Genomic DNA, 21597 nt, shown 5'->3' with positions numbered 1-21597 from the left:
CGGGAGCGGCCATGGACGAGGACAGCCTGAAGCTCACCACCTATCTGGCTGAGCGTCGGCGAACCGATGACGGCTTCGTGTCCGATGCGCTGCTCGACCTGTGTACGCGGCATCGCATCGCCTGTGCCGTGGTGCTGCGCGGCATAGGCGGCTTCGGTACCGGGCGCCACCTGAGGACCGACGAGTCATTGACGTTGTCCGAGGATCCGCCCGTCGCGATCGTCGCGGTCGACACCAGGGCGAAAATCGAGGCCCTGCTCGACCCGGTGCTTGCCATCAAGCGGCGCGGCCTGGTCACCTTGGAGCGGGCGCGGTTGCTGCGCGAACACGTCGGGCCGCTGGAGCTGCCCGACGAATTGCGCGAAGCCGTCAAGCTGACCGTCTACGTCGGCCGCAAGGAACGGGTCAACGGCACCCCGGCCTACATCGCCATCTGCGATCTCCTGCACCGGCGTCGCATCGCGGGTGCATCGGTGCTGCTGGGGGTCGACGGCGTCACCGACGGGCAGCGGCACCGGGCGCGCTTCATCGGCCGGAACGCCAACGTGCCGATGATGATCCTCGCCGTCGGCTCCGGTGAGCGCATCGCGAGGGTCCTGCCGGAACTGGCGGCGCTGCTGCGCCGCCCGATGTTCACGCTGGAGCGGGTCCGCGTGTGCAAACGCGACGGCGAACTACTGGAACGGCCGCACGAGCTGCCCGGGGTCGACGAGCGTGGCTTGCCGCTGTTCCAGAAATTGACGATCTACACGTCCGAGTCGGCCCTACACGAGGGCGCGCCGATTCACCGCGCGATCGTGCGGCGGCTTCGACTGCACGAAGCGCCCGACGGGGCGACCGTGCTGCGGGGCATCTGGGGATACCACGGTGACCATCGACCGCACGGTGACAAGTTCCTGTCGCTGCGCCGCCGCGTCCCCGTGGTGACCATCGTCGTGGACACCCCCGCCAACATCGCCGAAACCTTCGATGTGATCGACGAATTGACGCGCGACGAGGGGCTGGTGACGAGCGAGATGGTGCCCGCCGTGGTGTCAGACGAACACGATAGCGGCGACGGCCCGCCGCGCATGGCCCACCACCGCTACTAGGTCAGCCGGCGACCGAGGCGTCGTAAATCGACTGGATCGCCTTGTCCAGCGTGGCGTTGAACTGCTCATCGGACTGATCGACCGTGAGCCCCTCGGTCAGCGCGCGGCTGAAGCTGGCGATCAATCCGGTGTTCTTCGCCAACAGCTCGTTGGCCTCTTCGCGCGAATAGCCCCCGGAGAGCGCGACCACCCGCATCACCCTCGGGTGTTCGATCAGGGGGCGGTAGTAGTTGACCTCGCTGGGCAAGCTCAGCTTGAGCATCACGCGCTGCCCGTCGGGCACGTTCTCGAGTTGCTTGGTGATCTCGTCGCGCAGGATCGCCTCGGCCTCGGCCTTGTCCGGGATCGAGATGGTGACCTCAGGTTCGATGATCGGCACCAGACCGTGCGAGAGCACCTGGCGGGCCAACTCGAACTGCTGGGCGACCACGGCGGCGATGCCCTTGTTGTTGGCGCCGCCGATCACCGAGCGCTCCTTGGTGCCGAAAACACCCAGGCCGACCGCCCGCTCGAGCAGGCCGTCCAGGCCGGGGATCGGCTTCATCAGCTGCACGTCGTCGGACGACTCCGCCAGGCCCTTGTCGATTTTGAGGATGGGCACCACGCCCTTGGTCTCCCACAGGTAGGTGGTTGACGGTTTGCCCGCGATCTCGCGGTCCATCGTCTGCTCGAACAGGATGGCGGCCAGCACGCGGTCACCGGTGAACGCCGGGGAGGTGATGATCCGCGAGCGCATCTGGTGGATGAGGTCGAACATCTCCTCCTCGGACGAGTACGCGTCGTCCTGGATGCCGTAGAGGCGCAGCGCCTTGGGCGTGGAGCCGCCGCTCTGGTCGAGCGCCGCGATGAACCCCTTGCCTGACGTCATCCGGTCGGCTTGCTGCTGGTTCGGCATGGAAGTTCCCACTCCTTCGTGGTCGGCGTATGGGCGCGGCGCCCGCGGCGCGGCGCACCCTCCATGATCGTGCCGATCATATTCGGCCGGTCGTCTCCCGAGGAGGCAGGCCGTCAGAGCTCGGCGTGATCGGGCTGCGCGGCGGCGGGTCTGCCGCGCCACAGCGCCATGCGATCGAGGAGCCGGTCCCGCAGAACGAGCGTGTGGAAGAGGACCGCGCACATGTGCGCGGTGAACGTCAGGAACAGCAGCAACGCCAAGGCGCCGTGGCACTCGCGCAGCACCGCGAACACGTCGATGCTCTGCGGCGCGATGCCCGGCAATCGCAGCGGCCCGACCAACGTGACGGGAACCCGCGCGGCCGACAGCGTGGCCCACCCGGTCAGGGGTTGCAGCAACAGCAGGGCGTACAGCAGGTATTCCGACCACGTCGCAACCCGCCGTTCCGCCCGGCTCATGGTGGACAGGAACGGTGGCGGGCGGTGTCTGAGCCGATTCGCCAGCCGCACGACGGCAAACGCCAGGATCAGGATGCCCAGCGGCCGGTGGATGGCCAGCAGTAGCGGGTAGTAGCTCAGGGACGCGACCATGGTGACACCGATGAGCAGTTGCGCGATGACCATCGGCGCCATCAGCCAGTGCAGCACGCGGGACGGCAGCGCGAACCGGGTCGCCGCGGTGCCTCCCGTCACCGGAGCACCCGGGAGACGTCGACGGCGCTGGGTGTCTTGGGTTCCTCGGCGCGGCGGGTGAACGAGCGGGCGTAGACCGCCGATCGCGCGGCCAGCAGCGGGTCGTCGGATGCGGCGATGCCGTCCGGCAGGACCAGCGGGTCGAAGTTGATGTCGCGCGCGTTGCCGGGAGCCTCGGTCTGTACGGCGGTGATGGTGATGGTGCCGGCATCGACGGTGCGGCGGGCCACCGGCCACGGTTTCGTGGCGTCGTTCGTCGGGTCGCCGGGCTCGCCGATGGTAAGGACCAGCCGCCAACTCAGCGGTCGCTGGGCCAGCACGCGGATCAGGTCGTCGAACAGGTAGTCCTTGCCGCCCGTCGGCCCCGGAGTGCCCGCCGCTTGCTGCGGGACGGCAGCCCAGCGGACCGGAACCGTCGCCCCGGCGGCGCTGGTGAACCGGAACGCGTTCAGGCCATAAAAGGCGCTGTCGGCGAACCCCGCGCTCGGCGGGGCCTGCTTGATCACCTTCATCGCCGCGACGGTCTCGGGATGGCGATCGAGGAAGGCGGCCATCTTGTCGGGGTCGGGCTTGCCGGTCCCCGGTACGGGTTGGGACGCCAGCAGCCGGTCGTAGAACCCCTGCGGGGTGCGGTCCGGGAAGACGGGGATGTTGACCATTGCGGTGCGCCATTGCTGGCCGCCGGGACCCTGGAAGAGCAGGCCGAGTCCCCTGACCGTGGTGCGCGCGTCCGCCTGATCGGGCAGTCCCCCCGACAGGGAGAACCGGCCGATCAACGGGACGCTCCCCGCGCGCAAGACCGCGGCCCGGCAGATCGCCGCCCCGGCGCCGGTGCTCGCGAAGGTTCCCACCGCGCTCAGACCCTTGGCGTGGTTCCGGCGGAAACCGTCGTGGCGTCCGTAGACGTGTTCGAAGCGGTCGGCGAATCGCGGTGGGGTCAGCGCGCCGGGCCGCAGCCAGCCGCCGGCGTAGGCGAACCCGCCCACATCGACCGCGGCGATCCCCGCCACGGCCCCCATGCCCAGCAACGCCCGCCGGCGTGACACCGCGTCGGCAACGGGCCGGGTGGACTCAACGTCGCCGGGCGGGTCGTCCGGCTCGCCACTGCGATCATCGGGCTCCATGCCCACCGCCCTTCCGTGTTTGCGCAGGCAACGAGGCCCACACTGGACACGAATCCGATTGAGCTGATTCACGCACGGGCCGACGCCCGGTGCAACTTCTGCGGGGACCGCCAGACACACTCTCAGGACGGGGCGGTGGCGCGATCGGTTCACTCGTTTTGAGTGTGGTTCGCCCCGTGTCATACCATCGAATAAACAAGTTGCGGCTGCACCTGTTGCTAGCAGCGCAGATCGACGGAGTGTGTCTCCTCCGAAGGCAAGCGCTTTCCGCGGGGTTGAACAAGCAGCCCCCGGCCTCGGCAGCGGCTATTTTGAGAGCTAACGGCGTCCCACCGGGGACCGAATGTGAGTGATGGACCATGGGCGAACAAACCGGCGATCCAATCGATCCGACCGCTTTCGCAGTAGGAAAACAGCAGGTAGATCAGGCGGTCGTGCTCACCGTCTCGGGTGAGGTGGACATGCTCAGCTCGCCGCATCTGGCCGACGCGATCCAGACGGCGCTCGGGACCAAACCCGCCGCGCTCATCGTCGACCTCTCCAAAGTCGACTTCTTGGCATCGGCGGGGATGACCGTCCTGGTCACGGCGCAGGCGGAGGCCGAGCCGCCCACCCGGTTCGCGGTCGTCGCCAACGGGTCCGCGACGAGCCGGCCGATCAAACTGATGGGCATCGACAGCGTGCTCGCGCTCTACAGCTCGCTCGACGACGCGCTGAGCGGCGTCGCTGCTGGGTGAGGCCTGAGATGGGGGCACAGCTGGGAACGATGGGGTGTTCTGATCATCAGCCGCACAGCGCGGCGAACCTCGGTGATCGGTCCCGCTTTGTACGGAACCGCGTCCCCACCGACGCCCGCAGCGCCGCCCGGGCCCGCGCCGAGTTCGCGACCTGGCTCGAAACGCACCTCGCCCGCGACGCCGACCGGTTCAGCGACGTGTTGCTGGCGGTGAACGAAGCCATCGCCAACGCCGCGGAATTCGCCTATTGCGACGCCTCCCGGCGCGGGACGCTGGACGTGAGTGCGGCCTATGACCACCGATCCGACGGCCTGGCCGTCACCGTCGACGATCGCGGCCGCTGGCGCCACAAAGTTCCGGCACTGCACCATCAGCAGCTCCGCGGGCGCGGCATCCCGCTCATGGAGGCACTGGCTGACGAAGTGACCATCGACCGCACGCCGCAGGGCACCCGCGTCACGCTGACCTGGACCGCCCTGACCCGACGACCCTAGGCGTCGAGGTCTTGGTGCAAGGCATCGGCGATGTGCTTGGTTGGCAATCGATTTCGTTGTTTCCCGCCAGGGGCGCCGTAACATCTGCGCCATGGAACCGAGCCGTCGGTGGGGCGACGACCGCGCGATCCTCGACGACGAAGAGGCGCGCAGGCGCATCCTGGACGCCGCGGGCCGCTGCATCGTGCGACGCGGTAACACCCAGTTCCGGATGGGCGAGGTGGCCGACGAGGCGGGAGTGTCGCGGTCCACTGTGTACCGGTACTTCCCCGGCCGCGACGACGTCCTGCTGGATCTGATCTTGGCGCGCGTCGACCGCGCGCTCGGCGAGTTGGTGCGCTCACTGGCCGCCCCGGACGATCCCGCGCGTTCGGTGCCCGAGATGATCTTGGCGCGCGTCGAATCGGTGGACGGCGACCCACTGAACGAGGCGCTGTTCGCCGCCGAGAGCACCGCCGTGGCGACGGCGCTCGAGAGGGGTTCGGAGCCCATCGTGGAGACGCTGTTGCGCCACTACGAACCGTTGCTGGAGCGGTGGACATCGGCGGGCCGCCTGCATGCGGACCTCGATCCGCGGTCGGTCGTCCAATGGCTGCACGCGACGACGTTGTTTCTGCTCGCGCCCTCGTGGCGACACCGCCCGGTCGCCGACAAACGCGAGTTCGTCGAGAAGTTCGTGGTACGCGCCCTGGTGCCGAACATCAGACAATAACGGCGTATTGTCTGATGTTCGGACGATCGCGTATTTTTGTCTGACCCCGTGCCGCGACGCCGCCCAGGCTCGCGGCGCGGGTGACATGTCCGCGCCACGAAACGAACGGATATGAGAAACCCTGTGTCACAGGCGGTTTCGGCCGTCGGCCTGGCCGCTCACCTGGGCCGCGGCGTGGGCCGGGTAGCCACCGACGCATTCGTCGGTGGCCGGTTCGGACTGCCCCGCCGGGTTCAGGACATCGACGCGGCGGTGCTCTCGAGGCTGATGGGCACCACCGTGCGGTCGATCCGCGTCCTTGGCAGCGACGCGGGAACGTCGACGCGAGCGCGGCTGGTATTGACCGGGAAGAACGTCCCCGACTCGGTGTTCGTCAAGCTCGCGGCGAAGTCGGCGGCCACCCGCCTGATGGGCGAGTTGGGCCGGCTCGGGCAGACCGAGGTGCTGTTTTACAGCCGGCTCGCCCCGCAAGTCGTGGGCGCTCCGTATGCCTACGGCGCGGCGTTCGATCCGTGGACCGGGCGCTACCTCGTGGTGCTCGAAGACCTTCCCGCCGAGACGTGCGTGTTCCCCGACACCTTGCACCCGCTGTCGTTGGAGCAGGCCGGACTGATCGTCGAACTGCTGGCGGATCTGCACGCCACCTTCTGGGAACGCCGACCCCGCGACACGCGCGGCCCGCTGGGCTGGGTCTACACGCCCTCCGGCGACGTCACCTCCCTGCTGACAGGCTCGCTCATGCACGCCGCCATCAAGCGCCTCGCCGAGCGCACCGACATCCCCGTCGAGAACGGCCGCTTCATCGCCGACAATTACCGTGCGGTCGCCGCCCTCATCGACACTCCCCCACACACCCTCATGCACGGCGACGCCCACCCGGGCAACATGTACTTCCACGGCGGCAAGGCCGGCCTGCTGGACTGGCAGGCGGTGCGGCGCGGGCACCCGTCCCGGGAACTGGCCTACACGCTGATCACCAGCCTCACGCCCGAAGATCGCCGGGCCACCCAGCGCGAGCTGCTCGACGACTACCGCCGCGCGCTCGCCGCGGCCGGCGGGCCCGAGCTGGACCGCGACGACCTCTGGCTGAGGTTCCGCCAGGCCGCGCTGTATGCCTACGTCGCCCCGCTGATCACGGCGGGAATGGGCGGCATGCAGGTCGAAGACATCGCCATGGAAGGGTTGCGGCGCGGCGTCGCGGCGCTCGACGACCTGGAAACGGTCGCGGCGCTGAAGAGTTCGCTCTCCAGCACGTAAGTTTGCGCCGAACCTATTGCGATGGCCGCCCCACGAGTTACGCTACTTAGCGTAGCGAAATGCTGGCGCGTCTTGTTGCGTCTTCGGCCCGTGGCGGCAAGGAGAGTCTCGTGTTGGACCTGAAGATCATTGGTGGCACCGTCGTCGACGGCACCGGCGCGGAGCGCTATCGCGCCGACATCGGCATCAAGGACGGCAAGATCGTCGACGTCGTGCGCCGCGGCGCCGACGACGGCGGCCTGGAAATGGCCGGGGCCGCCGAAACCATCGACGCCACAGGGCGTGTGGTGGCCCCCGGCTTCGTCGACATCCACACCCACTACGACGGTCAGGTGAGCTGGGACAGCCTGCTCGAGCCGTCCAGCGGTCACGGCGTCACGACGATCGTCACCGGCAACTGCGGCGTCGGTTTTGCGCCGGTGCGGCCCGGCACCGAGCAGTGGCTGATCGAATTGATGGAGGGCGTGGAAGACATCCCCGGCACCGCGCTGACCGAGGGCATCGAATGGGGCTGGGAGACCTACCCCGAGTACCTCGACGCGATAGGCAAGCACAAGTTCGCGATCGACGTCGGCAGCCAGGTCGCCCACGGCGCCATCCGCGCCTACGCGATGGGCGAGCGGGGCGCCCGGAACGAGCCGGCGACGCCTGACGACATCGAGGCGATGGGCCGGCTGGTTCGCGAGGCGATCGAAGCCGGCGCGCTCGGCTTTTCGACATCGCGCACGATGGGCCACCGCGCGATGGACGGCGAGCCGGTTCCCGGCACCTACGCGGCCGAGGATGAGCTGTTCGGCCTCGGGCGGGCCATGGCCGCCGGCGGCCAGGCGGTGTTCGAGCTCGCCCCGCAGGGCTCCGCCGGCGAGGACATCGTCGCGCCCAAGAAGGAACTGGACTGGATGCGCCGGTTGAGCGGCGAGATCGATCGGCCGGTTTCCTTTGCCCTTATTCAAGTGGACGCCGATCCCAACCTGTGGCGCGAGATGCTGGACCTGTCCGCGGACGCGCACGCCGAGGGCGCCCGGCTCTACCCGCAGGTCGCGGCTCGGCCGTTCGGCATGATGATCGGATTTCAGGGTCATCACGGCTTCAGTCACCGGCCCACCTACCGCCGGCTGGCGGCCGAGTGCGAGCGCGAGGAACTCGCACAGCGCCTGGCGGACCCGGCGGTGAAGGCGGCGATCCTGGCCGACGACGACCTGCCCGCCGACCCGACGCTGTTGTTCGACGGGATGTTCGCTCTGGTCCAGCATTCACTCAAGCGGCTGTACGCGCTGGGCGACCCACCCGATTACGAACCGACCCCGGACCGCACCGTCGCGGCCATCGCCGAGGCCCGCGGCGAGGACCCGCTGTCCACGCTGTACGACCTCATGCTCGAGCGGGACGCGACCGCGATGCTGATGCTGCCGCTGTTCAATTACGCCGAAGGCAACTGCGACGCGATCCGCGAGATGCTGCTGCACCCGGCCGGTGTGCTCGGGCTTTCCGACGGCGGCGCCCATTGCGGGATGATCTGCGACGCTTCGTATCCCACCTTCCTGCTGACGCACTGGGCCCGGGACCGGCGCCGGGGCGAGAAGCTTTCGCTGGAGTACGTGATCCGCAAGCAGTCCCGCGATACCGCGCACCTCTTCGGCCTCACCGACCGGGGCACCATCGAGCCGGGCAAGAAGGCCGACCTCAACGTCATCGACTTGGACGCCCTGACGCTGCATCCCGCCGCGATGGCCTTCGACCTGCCCGCCGGCGGAAACCGGATCCTGCAGGGAGCCAGCGGCTACGCGGCCACCGTCGTCAGCGGGACCGTGACCCGGCGCGACGATGTCGACACCGGGGCCCGTCCCGGCCGGCTGGTACGCGGAGCGCGTTAAGGCTCCCCGCGTGAACGCGCCCGCCGGCAACCCGACCCGCACCCGCGACGAGGACGCGATCGGCACCCCGCCGGACAGTCCGACCCTGGTTCCGGCCGAGCGCTACTACTCGCCGGCGTTCGCCGCGCTCGAGGTCGAGCGGATGTGGCCGAAGGTCTGGCAGCTCGCATGCATGGTCGACCACGTCGCCGAACCGGGCGACTATTTCGAGTACCGGTGCGGCCCGTACGGGGTGCTGATCGTCCGCGGCGACGACGGGCTGCTGCGCGCCTTCCAGAACGCCTGCCGCCACCGCGGCAACTCGGTGTGCGTGGGCTCGGGTTCGGGGTTGCGCGAACTCAAGTGCGGCTACCACGGGTGGACCTGGGACCTGGCCGGCACGCTCAAGCGGGTGCCCAATCGCAGGGGCTTCGGGTCGCTCATGCTGTCCGACTTCCCGCTGGTGCCGGTCCGGGTGGACACCTGGGAAGGCCTCGTCTTCGTCAATCTCGACCTCGACGCGATGCCGTTGCTCGAGTATCTCGAGGCGGTGCCCGACGACATCGCCTGGTGCCGGCTGAGCGACTTCCGCTGCTATGCCACTCTGACCGTCGAGGTCGACGCGAATTGGAAGACGATCGCCGACGGCTACAGCGAGACCTACCACGTCCAGACGCTGCACCCGGAACTGCTGCGCTGTGTCGATGACATTCATGCGCCACAACAGATCTGGGGTCACACCGGCAAATCCGACCAGCCCTACGGCGTCCAGAGCCCCCGCTTCGACGGCACGCTGAGCGACGAAGAGGTCTGGGATGCTTACGTTTACACGCAGGGGGCGCTCATGGGCGCCGCCGAAGGCACCCCCTTCCCCGCTGATGAGCGCCGGCCCGGGCAGACGGTGCAGGATCTGATCGCCGCGCACACCCGGGCCTTCGCCGCCAGTCGCGGGGTGGACCTCGAATGGGCCGACACCGACCGCATCACCCGGCTGCACCAGTACAACGTCTTCCCCAACATGACACTGCTGGCCAACGCCGACCACCTGACCGTCATGTGCTCGCGGCCCGGCCCCGACCCAGATAAGGGTGAGCTGGTCATGTTCTTGATGACGCGCATGCCGCCGGGGGCTCCGCGCGCCAAACCGACCGACGTGCGGGTGCCCGCCGGGGAGGCCGAGCCCGGCGTGGTACTCACCCAGGACATCAAGGTGCTCGCCGGGCTGCAGCGCGGCATGCACCAACCGGGCTTCACCCATCTGGTGCTTTCCGGCGAGGAGCGGCGCGTGATCAACACGCACCGCAACCTGGAGCGTTATCTGGACCTGCCCGAGGCCGAGCGCGCGAGCGGTGGCGCGGCGCGCGGTCAACATAATTTGTGTGTAGACACGCCGTAATCGGCCCGATGCGATTTAGAATCCGTTTCGTGATGACCCCGTCAAACCCGTGGGGGGAAGACCGAGGGCAACTCGCGCATCAGCTACAGATGCGATATCAACCACTCGCGCGAAGACGCGCGCGACGAATGTGCCGGAGCTTTGAGCGGGTCGGCGTCCGAACGGCGCCCGACCGCCTGCAGGAGATGCTGGCGGGCGCGCCCCTGGCCGCCCACGAGGTGACCGACGTCAAATTCGCATTGATCGCGCTGCGGTTCGACCGGGAAACCCGCGCCGCCCGGTACAAGCGGCTGAAGCGACAGGGCACCCGCTCACTGATGTTCGCCGGGTTGGTCCTGGTGGTGCTGAACTTCTTGATGTGCATGGCATACGCCCTGCTAAACCTGGCGGAGCAGGGCGCCCCGCTGTAATCCCGCTTTGTCCCTCAGCGCGGGACGACGATGCCGTTGTCATAGGCGTAGACGATCGCCGCCGCCCGGTCCCGCAGGTCGAGTTTTCCGAAGATCCGGCCGATGTGGCTTTTGACGGTGACACCGGAGATGCAGAGTTCGTCGGCGATCTCGGCGTTGGAAAAGCCTCTGCCCATCAACGTCAGCACGTCGAGCTCTCGGGTGGTCAACTCGGCGGTGGCGGTGCCGCGGGGCCCCGGCGCGGCCTTGCGATAGGTGGTCAACACGCGCGCCGTGACGGCCGGATCGAGGTAGCTGTCGCCCCTGGCGACGGCCCGCACGGCGCGGATCAGCTCCTCGGCGGACGAGTCCTTGAGCACGAAACCGGCGGCCCCGGCGCGCAGCGCCTCCGATAGCAGCTCGTCCTCGTTGAAGGTGGTCAGCGCCAACACCGGCGGCGTGCCCCCGAGCCGGCGCGTCGCCTCGATGCCGTCAATCCGGCGCATGCGCAGATCCATCACGACGACCTCGGGCCGGTGCTCGGCAACCGCCGCCGGCACCTCGTCACCATCGGAGCATTCCGCGACGATAACGAACCCATCCTTACGACGCAGGATCCGGCGAAGTCCCGAGCGCACCAGGTCCTGGTCGTCGACGAGGAGGACGGTGATCTCGGGCGTCTCCGGGTGTGGGATCACGCCTTGCACCACCAGGGCCGCCAACCCGTCTCACCTTCGTGCAGCGGTATGTCGGCACGCACCGACCACCCCTCGGGGGTGGGGCCCGCCTCGATGGCCCCGCCCAACAGCTCGACCCGCTGACGCATGCCGCGCAACCCGCGGCCCTCCGCGGACAGCGGGGCGGTGATCGCCACGGGCAACCGGTTCTCCACGGTGAGACCGGCCGACGTCGCCGAGATACAGAGCGACACCGTCGATTTCGAGTCCGGAGCGTGCTTGGCGATGTTGGCCAGCGATTCCTGGGTGATGCGGTACAGCGCCAGGCCGACCGCCGCCGAGACGTGGTCGGCCGGGCCGTCGACGCGCAGCGCGACGTCCAGGCCGGCGCGCTGGAAATCCGCGACGAGGCCGCCGACGTCATCGATGCCGGGTTCCGGCGTCGTCTGCGCGGATTTCGTGGGCGCGCCGTCCAGGAGCCCGACGGTGCGCCGGATGTCTGCCATCGCCTGCCGGCCCAGGCGTTCGGCCTGTTCGAGCGCCTCGATCGCGTCGTCGACGTCGCGGTCCTGCTGCAGCCCCCGACGCGCGCCCGTCACATGCAGCAGGGTGATGCTCAGCGAGTGCGCGATGACGTCGTGCACTTCCCGGGCGATGCGCCGCCGCTCGTCGGCGGCGGCGTGCTGGGCCAACATCTTCTGCGCCTCGATCTGATCGGCCAGTAGCAGCCGCTGGGCACGCATGACATAACCGAGAAGCCACCCCGCCCCGACGAAAGCCAGGTACAGCATTACCGCGTCAAGGCGGTGCAGTCCGGACGCGGCCAGCAGCAGCGCGACCGCCGACACGGCGGACAGGAATCCGCCCGCGATGGAGCTCAATGTCGCAATGGACAACACCATCAGCACCAGCAGCGCGGGGGCGAAATCGGCACGAATGGGTGTCGACGTGCCGAACAGCATCATGGCGGTGGCCGTCCACCAGGTTGCCCACATCAGGACGGGGCTGAGCTTCGTGTTCAGGAAGAAGAACACCAGCGTCGGCGCGATCGACACCGCGAACGCGGCCAGCCCGACGGGCAGGTCGGCGGAGGGGCGCTGCGCGATCGCGATCAGCGCGCCGCCGACATGGCTGACATCGACGGCGAGAAGCGACGCCCAGGTGAGACCGACGGGAATCAGCTCGCTTCGCCGGCGAAACTGTTCCCGCGCGTATCTCGTTGCGCCACGCAACATCGTCCAATCGTAAAAGAGGGCGCGAACTGGTCACATCATCCCGTGGGCGGCAATCGCCTCCGCCCGTGGTAGGAGACAAAGACTGCACTTCGGCACGACGCGCACCACCCGGTCGCTTTCCTAGCGTCGAGTCATGACATGGACACTGCTGCACGACCGGATGGCCTTCATGGCCGAAGTGATCAAAACCGCCGACACCGATCCCGACGCGGCGCTCACGTTGGTCGCCAACTCCGCCGACGTCCCCCGGCTCTTCGGTGACCAGGAGGGCCTGCTGCTGTCACTGGGACAGCGCTGGATCACCATGCTGGTGGCCAAGCTGGACCAGGCGGCGCACGAGGGCCTGTCGGCCGAACAGGTACGGGCAGACCTCGAGGCCGCCGAGCCCGGCCTGCACGCACTCGTGCGGATCGGCTCGCGGCGCTCGCTCCGGGTGCGCGCCCTGTCCCGGGGCGAGCACGTCGCCGTGGGCCTCTTCGGTGGACCGGCGGGCGATCGGCAGACCGTTGCATGACCGCGGCGGATTACTGAGGCACCTCACCGGTCGCTACGCGGTCCTGGTCGTCGGCCTATGGGTCCTGGCGGCGGGCGCCGCCAATTTGCTTGTCCCGCAACTGGAGCGGGTGGTCGACTCGCACGCCCGATCCTTCATGCCCACCGACGCACCGAGCGCCGTCGCCGCCTCGCGCGCCGCCCAATTGTTCGATCAAACCCCGAGCAACAACTTCGTTTACGTTGTGCTGGAACGCGATCAGGGGCTCGCGCCGCGCGACCGGCAGTTCTACGACGCGATGACGGCGGCGCTGGGATCGGATCATCGTCACGTGTATGCGGTGACCGACCTGTGGTCGCAGCCCGCCACGGCCGCCGGCGCGCAGAGTTCGGACGGGCGGGCCGTCAGCGTCATGGTGCGGCTGGCCGGGATGCTCGGCACGGCTCAGGCCCGCGACTCGGTGAACGCCGTGCGCGCCACCGTCCAAAGGCTTTCCCCGCCGGCCGGCTTGGACGTCCATGTCACCGGACCCGGTGCCACGATCGTCGACGAGTTCTCCGCGATCGATCGACAGATGCTCGGCATCACCGCCGCCACCATCGGCCTCATCCTGCTCCTCCTGCTGGTGGTGTACCGATCGCCGATCGCGGCAACGATACCGCTGATCTCGGTCGGGCTCGCCCTGGCGCTGGCCCGCGCCGTCGTCGCCGCTCTGGGACAGTCCAATGTGGTTGAAGTGTCGCTGTTTTCCGTCGCGCTGATGGCGGCCATGACGCTGGGCGCCGGCACCGACTACGCGATCTTCCTGGTCGGCCGCTATCACGAAGGCCGCCGCCGCGGCGTCGCACCGGCCCAGGCGCTGGCGCAGGCCTACCGTTCGATCGCGCCCGTGGTGATCGGGTCGGCGCTCACGGTGTCGGTGGCGCTGGCGTGCCTGGTGTTCGCTCAGGTGGGTTCGTTCCGCAGCGCCGGGTTGCCCTGCGCCGTCGGCATTCTTTCGACCATGGCAGCCGCGTTGACCCTGACGCCCGCGCTGATGGGCCTGGCCATCCGCCGGGGGTATCTCGAACCGCGGCCGTCGAGGACGGCGTGGCGCTGGCGCCGCGTGGGGACGGCCGTGGCCCGCTGGCCCGGCCCCGTCCTGGTCGCCGCGGGCGGGTTGACGCTGCTGGCCGCGCTGCCGTTGGCCGGCATGCGGGTCGGCTTCGACGAACCCGCCGCAACGCCGTCGTCGACCGACTCCAACCGCGGGTACGTCAGCGCCGACCGCCATTTCGCGGCCAACTCGCTGTTGCCCGACGTCGTCGCGATCCAGGCCGATCACGACCTGCGAAACCCGGCCGGCCTGATCGCCATCGAGCGAATCACGCGGCACATCATGGCCGTACCCGGTGTGCGTGCGGTGCAGTCGGCCAGCCGGCCCGACGGCAAGGTCCCCGAACAGGCCACCCTGAGCTATCAGGCGGGTGTGCTCGGGCGGCAGTTCGGGGACACCATGGACTCGCTGACCCAACGCCTCAGGCGGGTCTCCGAACTGGACGGCGCGCTGGCACAGACCCAGCTGGCGGTGGACGGCTTGGGGAAGGGCCTGCGCGGCGGCGGTGCGGGGCTGGCCGAGGTGTCCGGCGCCGCGGACGACATGCGCGCGGGAATGGATGGGCTGCAACGCAACGTCACCACGGTGTCGGGATACCTCGACCCGCTGCGCGACTTCGTCGGTCGAACCGCCGACTGCGCCGCCAACCCGATCTGTTCGACCGTGGACCGCGTGCTCCAGCCGGTAGACAGCCTGGTGCAGGCGTCGGCACGCCTCAACACCGGCGCCGCCGAACTGACCAGCGGTTCGAGGACGGCCGCCACAGCGATGGCCGCTCTGCCGCAGAGTGTGGCCTCGATGAAAGACGCGTTGGGGCAGGCGCGTTCGGCCACCCGTGACCTCCTGAGCCTGACCGATACGCTCGGGCCCCAGATGCGGCAATTGACCGACTACCTCAACGAGCTCGCAACGCAATTCCAGGGCAGTGCGGCGGCGGATTTCTACCTGCCGCGGCGGGCTTTGACCGATCCGCGCTACACCGCCGCCCTGGGCCACCTGATCTCCCGGAACGGCCGCGCCGCCTACCTGCTGGTCTACGGCGGCGGCTCGGAGTGGGGCTCCGACGGAGCCAAGCGGGCAGACCAGGTGCGCGCAGCCATCGAGGAGGCCACCAAGGAGGGCACCCTGGCCCCGGTCGAGGTCGACCTTGCCGGCGTCGGGCCCGTCACTGCCGACCTGCAGCGCTTCGTCGCCGACGACGTCAAGCTGCTCGTCGGCGTCGCCTTGGTGCTGATCTTCTTGATCGTCACGGCGATGCTGGGCAGCCCGGTCGCGGGCCTGGTCGTCGTCGGAACAGTCGTCACCTCCTACGCGTCGGCCCTCGGCGCCAGCGTGCTGATCTGGCAGCACCTGCTGCACCACGAATTGCACTGGGCCGTCGCCCCGATCGCGTTCATCGCGCTGATCGCCGTCGGGGCGGACTACAACCTGCTGCTGGCGCTGCGTATCAAACAGGAATCGGCAGCGGGCCTGCGGACCGGCATCATTCGCGCCTTCGGCGGCACCGGCGGGGTCGTCACCGTCGCGGGCATCGTCTTCGGGCTCACCATGCTGGCGTTGCTGAGCAGCAGCGTGCTCAGCATCGCGCAGATCGGCACCACGATCGCGGTCGGGCTGCTGTTGGACACCCTGATCGTGCGGGCTTTCATCGTGCCGTCCATCGTGGCGCTGCTCGGCCGCTGGTTCTGGTGGCCGCGGACGCTACCGCTGCGGCCCAACGCCGCCGTGGAAACCCGCGCGGCACAGCCGATTCCGATGGCTACTGCTGCGGGATCACGACCGTAGACGGCAACCCCACCAGCACGCCTTCGACGTCGCCGTCGGCGCTCACCATCAGGCCGCGCCCCGGCGGCAGCGCCTGGGCGCGGACCAAACGGTTGATCCGGTTTTGCGGGTCGTTGTCCATGTAGAGCTGCGCCACCTTCGCCGAGTTCTGGAACCTCATCCACGGATCCATCTGCAGCGTCGCCCAGTTCGCGCTGTTGCGGGTGGTGAACACGTGCAGGCCGATCTGCCGGGCGCGTTCCATCAGCTTCCACAACGCCGCCCCCACCGGCGGTTTGGGCGGGTAGCTCTGATCGGGGCGCAGATCCTGCGCATCGTCGATCAGCACGAAGTGCCGGGGGCCCTCCCACGGCTTGAGCGCACGCAGCTCCTCCTGGCTCAGGCCCTTCGGGGGTAGCCGGGGCAGCAGGATCTGTTGCGCGAGTTGGGTTATGACTTCATCGATCTCATCTTGGTCGTAGGCATACGCGCGCACATAGCCGGGCCCGCTCAGATCCCGCAGTCCGTGCGGTGCGGTTTTGGGGTCGATGAGCGTCAGTTGCGCCTCCTCGGGGCTGAACCGGCTCATGATCGCCTCGCCGATCGACACCAGTGACAGCGTCTTGCCGCAGCCCTGCCGGCCCAGGATCATCAAACCCGGGCTTTCGCGGAGCTTCAGCGGAACCGGACCCAGCTCGTGGCGCTCGCCGATCGCAAACGCGATCGACAGGTCGTCGCCACTGGGGTGCGCCGCGTCGTATTCCAGGATCGCGCGCAGCTCGACACGCTGCGGAAGCCGCTGCAGGGTAGCGTGTTTGGTCACGCCCGCGACGTCGGCGATCCGCGCCCCGACGTCGATGATGCTGACCAGCGAACCGGTGGCGGGGTCGGCGAGCGCGGGGATGCCCACCCTGAGCTCGTGCAGGCTGTCGGTCAGACCGAAGCCCGGCCGGTTCAGCGTCCGCCGGGCGGCGTCACGCGATTCGAGCGAAGAGTGGCCCATCTGGCTTTCGCTGGGGTCGGCCAGCCGCAATTGGATTCGGGCCGTGGCGTTTTGCAGCAGGCTCTGCCGCTGGCCATGAATCCATCCGCCGGCACTGCACATCACGTGAACCCCGTACTCGGGGCCGCGGCTGCTCAACGAGATGATGCGGTCCCCCAGGACGGTGTCCTTGGAGTACACGTCGTCGTAGTCATCCACCACGACGAACACGTCACCGAAGGGGTCGTTGGGGTCGGTGCCGCCCAGCCCGTCGCTGCCCGGCGCGAACCGGCGCTCGCGGAAGCCGTCGAGGTCGATCTTCAGCCGCCGGAACGAGTCCTCACGCGCGTCGATCAACGCGTCCATGCTGCTCAAGATGCGCTCGATGCCCTCGGCGTCCTTCGGCGACACGATGTCCGTGACGTGCGGCAGCGACGCAACCTGGGCCAGCGTGGCGCCGCCGATGCAGAAGAACGTCACGCGCGCCGGGCTGTACATCGTTGCCGCCGCGCACATCAGCGTCATCAGCGTGGTCGTCTTGCCCCGCTGCTTGGCGCCCACCACGATGACGTTGCTGCGTAGTGCATCGACCGCGTGCACGACCTGCTTGGACTCCTCGGGGATGTCCATGACGCCGACCGGGAACATCAGCCCCGCGTTCTGGCCGTAGTCCACATGCCACGGCTTGCCCCGGTAAGCCGACACCAGGACGTCGACGGGTTCCGGGTCCTCCAGCGGCTCGAGCCAGGGCCGCCGGGGCGCCCGGTGCGGAACATGCTGCAACGACTCCCGCAGCACGTCGACGATCTTCTTCCGTTTGAAACCGTCATCGTGATAAAGGAATTCGTCGGGCTCGGTGTCGGCCGCCGCCGCCGCTTCCAGCGCCGCGGCGTCGGCAGCCTCGAGCGGCTGGTACTGCCAGTTGTAGAGCCGGGGCTTGGTCAGGGTCATGTCGACGGTGGTCGCGACCTCCTTGCCCTTGGGCACCACGAAGGGAGCCGACAAGTAGAAGCACCGGAACGGTTCGAGGTCGCGCGGCCCCACCTTCAGCAGGGCGAAGCCGTTCTCCTTCGACGGCAGGTGGTAGGCGGCGTCCGAACCGATCACCTCGCGGCTGTCGTCACCCGATTCGGCGCGCAGCGCGATCCGGAACGCGATGTTGGACTTGACCTTCTGCAGCGACGACAGGTCCAGCCGCTGCCCGCCGAGCATGAAGAAGACGTTGGCGCCGCGGCCTTCCTGACCGATGTGGATGATCAGATTGATCCACTTCTCATGATTGGCAAAGAGTTCCAGGTACTCGTCGACGATGACGAGCAGGACGGGCACCGGCGGCAGGTCTCGTCCGGCCAACCGGATCTCTTCGTAGTCGTTGGCATCGCGCGCGCCCACCGAAGTGAACAGCTCATAGCGCTGCTTGATCTCGCCGTCGATGACCCTGCGCATCCGCTCCGCCAGATGCCGCTCGTCCTTGCCCAGGTTCGACAGCGCGGCCACGACGTGCGGGATGCCCAGAATGTCCTGGGCCGCCGACTCGAACTTCATGTCGACGAAGATGACGTTGAACGCCTCTGGGGAGTGCGTCAGCGCGATGCCGTAGACCAGCGACAGGAAGAACTCCGACTTTCCCGAACCACTGGTGCCGATGACCACGGAGTGAAACCCGAAGCCGCCGAAGTCTTTCGCGCGGATGATGATGTTCTGCAGCTCGCCGGTGGGTTTGGCGCCGACCGGGATCTCGCACCACCGCTCGTCGCCGCGGCCGCGGCGCTCGGCCCACAGCCGGTCGACGTCCAATTCGCGCGGATCGATGATGCCCAGGCCGCGCAGCAATTCGGCGGCGCCGCCGGTCGAATCGGCGATCTCACTGCGGCTGGTCGGCGACCACCGGGCCATCGCCCGGGCATACCGGTAGGCACGGTGGATCGACAGCTGGTCGGCGTGGGCGAAGAACTTGCCGCGCACCCGTAACAACGGCGCGGGGCGCCCATCCTCACCGTCCGCGTCGAACCCGTTCCGGCCGAACCTGACCTCGCCGTTGACCGGCACGGTGTGCCGCTCCCCCATCTCGAACACCTGGTCCTGGGCGAAGCCGACGCCGGCGCCTACCCGGGATGCGATGCGCAGCAAGGTGATTCCCGCCTTACCCACCTGGCCCACCACGCTCTCCCACGCGTCGGGGCTGCCGGTGTTGTCGTCGACGATCACCAGGTGCGGTCCCAGGTCGACAGTGTCGGCGCCGGTCTCGAGCGCCGATCCCATGGCGGTGGGGCTGGCCGCCGCGAGCGGTGTCCACGCTCCGCGCTTTCCTTTCATGTGCAGCTCCGCGCCGAGGGTCTCCTCGAGCTCCTCCGGTGTGGCGAACACCAGCCGCCGCCAGCCGCACGCGTCGAACAGCTCGTCGTGCAGGTTGTGCGGCAGCCACACCATCCACGACCACACCTCGGGGTTGCGGGTGACCACCATCAATTTCAGGTCGCGCGGGTTGTGGAACACCGCCAGCGAGCACAAGACGGAGCGCATCAACGAGCGCAGCCGGTCCAGTTCGTCGCCGACGAAGCTGAAGCCGGGCGCCGATCGCAGGTTGACCACTTTGGCGATATCGCGAATCTTGCGCTGCTCCAAGATGAAATCGCGCAGCGCCTGCCCGGTGACGGGTTCGAGCTCCTCATCGGAGGCGATGTCGGGCCAGGTCACCGACAGCACGGAGTCGGGGGCGTGCTGCACGCCGGTGCCCAGCCGCACCTCCAGGAAATCCGCGTCGCCGCGTCCGCGTTCCCACATCCGCGGGCCGCCGATGATCGCCCCCAGCCCGCGCGGATCCGAGTGCAGCGCGTTCTGCCATTCGCGCTGCGCGCACACCGCGGTCTGGATCTCGTCGCGGTTGGAGTCGAGGTCCCGCAGGTAGCGGCGGCGGCCCTTTTCCATTTCGCCCCAAGTGATCTTGCGGGCCCGCCCGAAGCGTCCGGAGAACGCCAGCATGCTGAACGCGCCGATGCCCATCAACGGGAAGAACCCGGTCGACAGGCTGCGCACCCCGGACACGTAGAGCATGACGATGGTGCCGATGAGCGCCACGATCAGCGCCGGCACCCCGATCATCACCCAGATGTTGCGGGGTTCGCGCTCCGGCAGCGCGATCGGCGCATTCGGCGCTACCCGAACGGGTTTCGGCGGTTCGATCTTGACCCGGTTGATCGGAAACGCTTTCTTGGACATCCCTAGCCTCCCGCCTTCGCCGATGTCGTGACCACCGCCGCCCGACCGAGTGCCGGCACGGTGTCACGCGCCACGAGCGCTGCCTCCCGCGACAACGCCGGGCCCGCGGCGAACGTGCGCAGCAACGGCCACGGCGCCTGGACGGCCGAGGCCGCATCGAGGCCGAGCGCGCGCATGGTGTCGTCGTTGGCGGCGATGCCGAACCGAACGCCGTTGTCGGACACCCAGAACAACGACTCGCGGGAATCCGAGGTGATCACCCCGCTGGTCGAGGTGACGAAGTTGGCCGCCCCCGGCAGCACCAGCACCTGGTTGGCGACCACCGAGCCCGGGTTGCGGTCGTCGCGCACCAGGTGCACGATCCGGTCGTCGAGGTAGGAGTACACCGGCAGGCCCCGTCCGTTGTAGATGACCACGCGGGCCTGCGGGTCCGTCGAGCCCTTCTCCCAGCTGACGCAGGTGGTCGGATTCGCCGCCGTGTCAATGAAATTCAGCCGCTTCGTCGGGTAGTAGTCCACCGCCAGCGAGTTCACCTGGGGAATGTTGACCAGCACGTCGGGGGTCACCACGCGCGGCGCCGTCGACCCGTAGGAGTTCGCGCTGCGGAGCAGGTCCGCGACGAAGCTGGTGATCTTCTGCACGCCGTCGGGCAGCAGCACGTAGAACTGTTTGCCACCGCCGGCGGTCTGGGCCTGCAGCACGGCGCCCACCTGCGAGCCGGAGACCCAGGTCGACGGCGCGCCCGCCTGGGGGACGTCCGGGACGCGCAGCGGCTCGGTAGCGGGCAGCCCGTCGTAGAGCGCGCGCGAAATCTCAACGGGCGAGGTCACTCCGGGGTCCAGCCCGAGACTCAGGGTGATCGCTCTGCTGGCCGGATCGATTTGCGAGCGTTTGCCGCCCCAGATGACGTACGTGTTGCCCTCGAAGGTCACGAGCACACCGGCGTCGTCGGCCAGCGGCGACGCGCGGCCGCCGCCGTCGAGTGTGCCGGCGATTGACGTGACGACCGGCTTCTCCCCGCTGCGCGGGCGCCCGGCGGTATCGCACACCGCCCACGCCGAGATCGCGCCCCGGTTCACCGGCATCGCCGCCGGCGCCCCCGGGATGCCGATCAGCGGCCCGGTCGGGTACTTCGCGATCTCGCTGCGCTTCACCCACGTCGGCGGATTCGCCGTCCCGGTGGCCAGCCGCGCCGACGTCAAGTTCAGGGCCGGATACAGGCGGCCGTCGATCCGGGCGTAGATCGCGCCCGAATCGCGGTCTCCGATGATCGCCGATTGACCAACTGCCCCAGTCGGTTTCAGGACGTTCAGCAGCATCATCCACCCGGCGGCGATGGCCACCAGCAGGATCGACAACACCAGGGCGGCGGTCTGCTTGCGGTCGTCGTGCTTCATGCGCACCGAGAATCGCGTGGTCGCCGCGCGCAGCCGTCGGTTGTAGAACAGGTGACCGGAGTTCTGGTCGCGATTCGACAAACTCAGCGGCATG

General features: G+C 68.7%; 17 protein-coding genes. 10 read left to right on the top strand and 7 right to left on the bottom strand.

The features are described from left to right. Positions 1 to 11 precede the first annotated feature (11 nt). Entirely contained in the window at positions 12 to 1091 is a 1080-nt protein-coding gene (locus G6N51_RS19350; RefSeq protein ID WP_083171287.1) for a DUF190 domain-containing protein, read from the top strand. Position 1092: 1 nt separating this feature from the next. On the opposite strand, the gene G6N51_RS19345 is transcribed toward G6N51_RS19350, so the two are convergent. The 3 genes from G6N51_RS19345 to G6N51_RS19335 form a co-directional block, all read right to left on the bottom strand. After that, entirely contained in the window at positions 1093 to 1986 is an 894-nt protein-coding gene (locus G6N51_RS19345; RefSeq protein WP_083171285.1) for a fructose bisphosphate aldolase, read from the bottom strand. A gap of 113 nt (positions 1987 to 2099) precedes the next feature. Then, positions 2100 to 2678, bottom strand: coding sequence for a cytochrome b (locus tag G6N51_RS19340; RefSeq protein WP_083171283.1), 579 nt, complete (start codon positions 2676 to 2678; stop codon positions 2100 to 2102). Next, complete coding sequence (locus G6N51_RS19335; RefSeq protein WP_276055758.1) at positions 2675 to 3802, bottom strand: catalase family peroxidase; 1128 nt, start codon at positions 3800 to 3802, stop codon at positions 2675 to 2677. The genes G6N51_RS19340 and G6N51_RS19335 overlap by 4 nt, the downstream gene beginning before the upstream one ends. A gap of 359 nt (positions 3803 to 4161) precedes the next feature. Here G6N51_RS19335 and G6N51_RS19330 point away from each other — a divergent pair, with 359 nt between their 5' ends. The 7 genes from G6N51_RS19330 to G6N51_RS19300 all read left to right on the top strand — a co-directional run bounded on the left by G6N51_RS19330 (position 4162) and on the right by G6N51_RS19300 (position 10661). Next, entirely contained in the window at positions 4162 to 4539 is a 378-nt protein-coding gene (locus G6N51_RS19330) for an STAS domain-containing protein (RefSeq protein ID WP_083171281.1), read from the top strand. Positions 4540 to 4547: 8 nt separating this feature from the next. Further along, a complete protein-coding gene (locus G6N51_RS19325; RefSeq protein WP_083171279.1) occupies positions 4548 to 5033 on the top strand; it encodes an ATP-binding protein in 486 nt (161 codons plus the stop codon). A 91-nt stretch (positions 5034 to 5124) separates the two neighbouring features. Beyond that, complete coding sequence (locus G6N51_RS19320; protein ID WP_083171277.1) at positions 5125 to 5745, top strand: TetR/AcrR family transcriptional regulator; 621 nt, start codon at positions 5125 to 5127, stop codon at positions 5743 to 5745. Between the two features lie 111 nt (positions 5746 to 5856). Then, positions 5857 to 7002 carry a phosphotransferase gene (locus G6N51_RS19315; protein WP_083171275.1) on the top strand — a complete coding sequence of 382 codons (1146 nt, stop codon included), beginning with the start codon at positions 5857 to 5859 and terminating at the stop codon, positions 7000 to 7002. Between the two features lie 110 nt (positions 7003 to 7112). Continuing rightward, positions 7113 to 8876 (top strand): N-acyl-D-amino-acid deacylase family protein, encoded by a 1764-nt coding sequence (locus G6N51_RS19310; protein WP_083171273.1) that lies wholly within the window; start codon positions 7113 to 7115, stop codon positions 8874 to 8876. 10 nt (positions 8877 to 8886) lie between these two features. Further along, on the top strand, positions 8887 to 10251 hold the full coding sequence (locus tag G6N51_RS19305; RefSeq protein ID WP_083171415.1) for an aromatic ring-hydroxylating oxygenase subunit alpha: 1365 nt from the start codon (positions 8887 to 8889) through the stop codon (positions 10249 to 10251). Between the two features lie 128 nt (positions 10252 to 10379). After that, positions 10380 to 10661, top strand: a complete 282-nt coding sequence (locus tag G6N51_RS19300) for a hypothetical protein (protein ID WP_142274912.1) — start codon at positions 10380 to 10382, stop codon at positions 10659 to 10661. 14 nt (positions 10662 to 10675) lie between these two features. Here the strand turns inward: G6N51_RS19300 and G6N51_RS19295 are convergent, their stop codons facing one another. Beyond that, positions 10676 to 11353, bottom strand: a complete 678-nt coding sequence (locus G6N51_RS19295) for a response regulator transcription factor (protein WP_174814405.1) — start codon at positions 11351 to 11353, stop codon at positions 10676 to 10678. Then, on the bottom strand, positions 11335 to 12552 hold the full coding sequence (locus G6N51_RS19290; protein ID WP_083171271.1) for a sensor histidine kinase: 1218 nt from the start codon (positions 12550 to 12552) through the stop codon (positions 11335 to 11337). Before G6N51_RS19290 ends, G6N51_RS19295 begins: the two co-directional genes overlap by 19 nt. 133 nt (positions 12553 to 12685) lie before the next feature. Between G6N51_RS19290 and G6N51_RS19285 the strand changes: the two genes are divergently transcribed. Together G6N51_RS19285 and G6N51_RS19280 are read left to right on the top strand one after the other, a co-directional pair. After that, positions 12686 to 13066 (top strand): hypothetical protein, encoded by a 381-nt coding sequence (locus G6N51_RS19285; RefSeq protein WP_083171269.1) that lies wholly within the window; start codon positions 12686 to 12688, stop codon positions 13064 to 13066. Continuing rightward, on the top strand, positions 13059 to 15926 hold the full coding sequence (locus G6N51_RS19280) for an MMPL/RND family transporter (protein ID WP_083171405.1): 2868 nt from the start codon (positions 13059 to 13061) through the stop codon (positions 15924 to 15926). The genes G6N51_RS19285 and G6N51_RS19280 overlap by 8 nt, the downstream gene beginning before the upstream one ends. Here G6N51_RS19280 and eccCa read toward each other — a convergent pair. Together eccCa and eccB are read right to left on the bottom strand one after the other, a co-directional pair. After that, complete coding sequence (gene eccCa, locus G6N51_RS19275; RefSeq protein ID WP_083171267.1) at positions 15901 to 20106, bottom strand: type VII secretion protein EccCa; 4206 nt, start codon at positions 20104 to 20106, stop codon at positions 15901 to 15903. The genes G6N51_RS19280 and eccCa overlap by 26 nt on opposite strands. Positions 20107 to 20108: 2 nt before the next feature. Continuing rightward, the gene (gene eccB, locus G6N51_RS19270; RefSeq protein ID WP_083171265.1) at positions 20109 to 21596 is read right to left on the bottom strand and encodes a type VII secretion protein EccB; all 1488 of its coding nucleotides are present in this window, start codon (positions 21594 to 21596) and stop codon (positions 20109 to 20111) included. Position 21597 lies beyond the last annotated feature (1 nt).

The sequence above is a fragment of the Mycobacterium paraseoulense genome (genome assembly GCF_010731655.1).
GTDB lineage: Bacteria > Actinomycetota > Actinomycetes > Mycobacteriales > Mycobacteriaceae > Mycobacterium > Mycobacterium paraseoulense.
The sequence above is the reverse complement of the archived record's forward strand: the minus strand, read 5'-3'. Positions and strand labels throughout refer to the sequence as shown.

Excerpts from the sequence above, each read along its gene's own strand:
- G6N51_RS19350 (WP_083171287.1), top strand. The coding sequence starts at position 12 with ATGGACGAGGACAGCCTGAAGCTCACCACCTATCTGGCTGAGCGTCGG.
- G6N51_RS19345 (WP_083171285.1), bottom strand. The coding sequence starts at position 1,986 with ATGCCGAACCAGCAGCAAGCCGACCGGATGACGTCAGGCAAGGGGTTC.
- G6N51_RS19335 (WP_276055758.1), bottom strand. The coding sequence starts at position 3,802 with ATGGAGCCCGATGATCGCAGTGGCGAGCCGGACGACCCGCCCGGCGAC.
- G6N51_RS19330 (WP_083171281.1), top strand. The coding sequence starts at position 4,162 with ATGGGCGAACAAACCGGCGATCCAATCGATCCGACCGCTTTCGCAGTA.
- G6N51_RS19325 (WP_083171279.1), top strand. The coding sequence starts at position 4,548 with ATGGGGGCACAGCTGGGAACGATGGGGTGTTCTGATCATCAGCCGCAC.
- G6N51_RS19320 (WP_083171277.1), top strand. The coding sequence starts at position 5,125 with ATGGAACCGAGCCGTCGGTGGGGCGACGACCGCGCGATCCTCGACGAC.
- G6N51_RS19315 (WP_083171275.1), top strand. The coding sequence starts at position 5,857 with ATGAGAAACCCTGTGTCACAGGCGGTTTCGGCCGTCGGCCTGGCCGCT.
- G6N51_RS19300 (WP_142274912.1), top strand. The coding sequence starts at position 10,380 with ATGTGCCGGAGCTTTGAGCGGGTCGGCGTCCGAACGGCGCCCGACCGC.
- G6N51_RS19290 (WP_083171271.1), bottom strand. The coding sequence starts at position 12,552 with ATGTTGCGTGGCGCAACGAGATACGCGCGGGAACAGTTTCGCCGGCGA.
- G6N51_RS19285 (WP_083171269.1), top strand. The coding sequence starts at position 12,686 with ATGACATGGACACTGCTGCACGACCGGATGGCCTTCATGGCCGAAGTG.
- eccCa (WP_083171267.1), bottom strand. The coding sequence starts at position 20,106 with ATGTCCAAGAAAGCGTTTCCGATCAACCGGGTCAAGATCGAACCGCCG.
- eccB (WP_083171265.1), bottom strand. The coding sequence starts at position 21,596 with ATGCCGCTGAGTTTGTCGAATCGCGACCAGAACTCCGGTCACCTGTTC.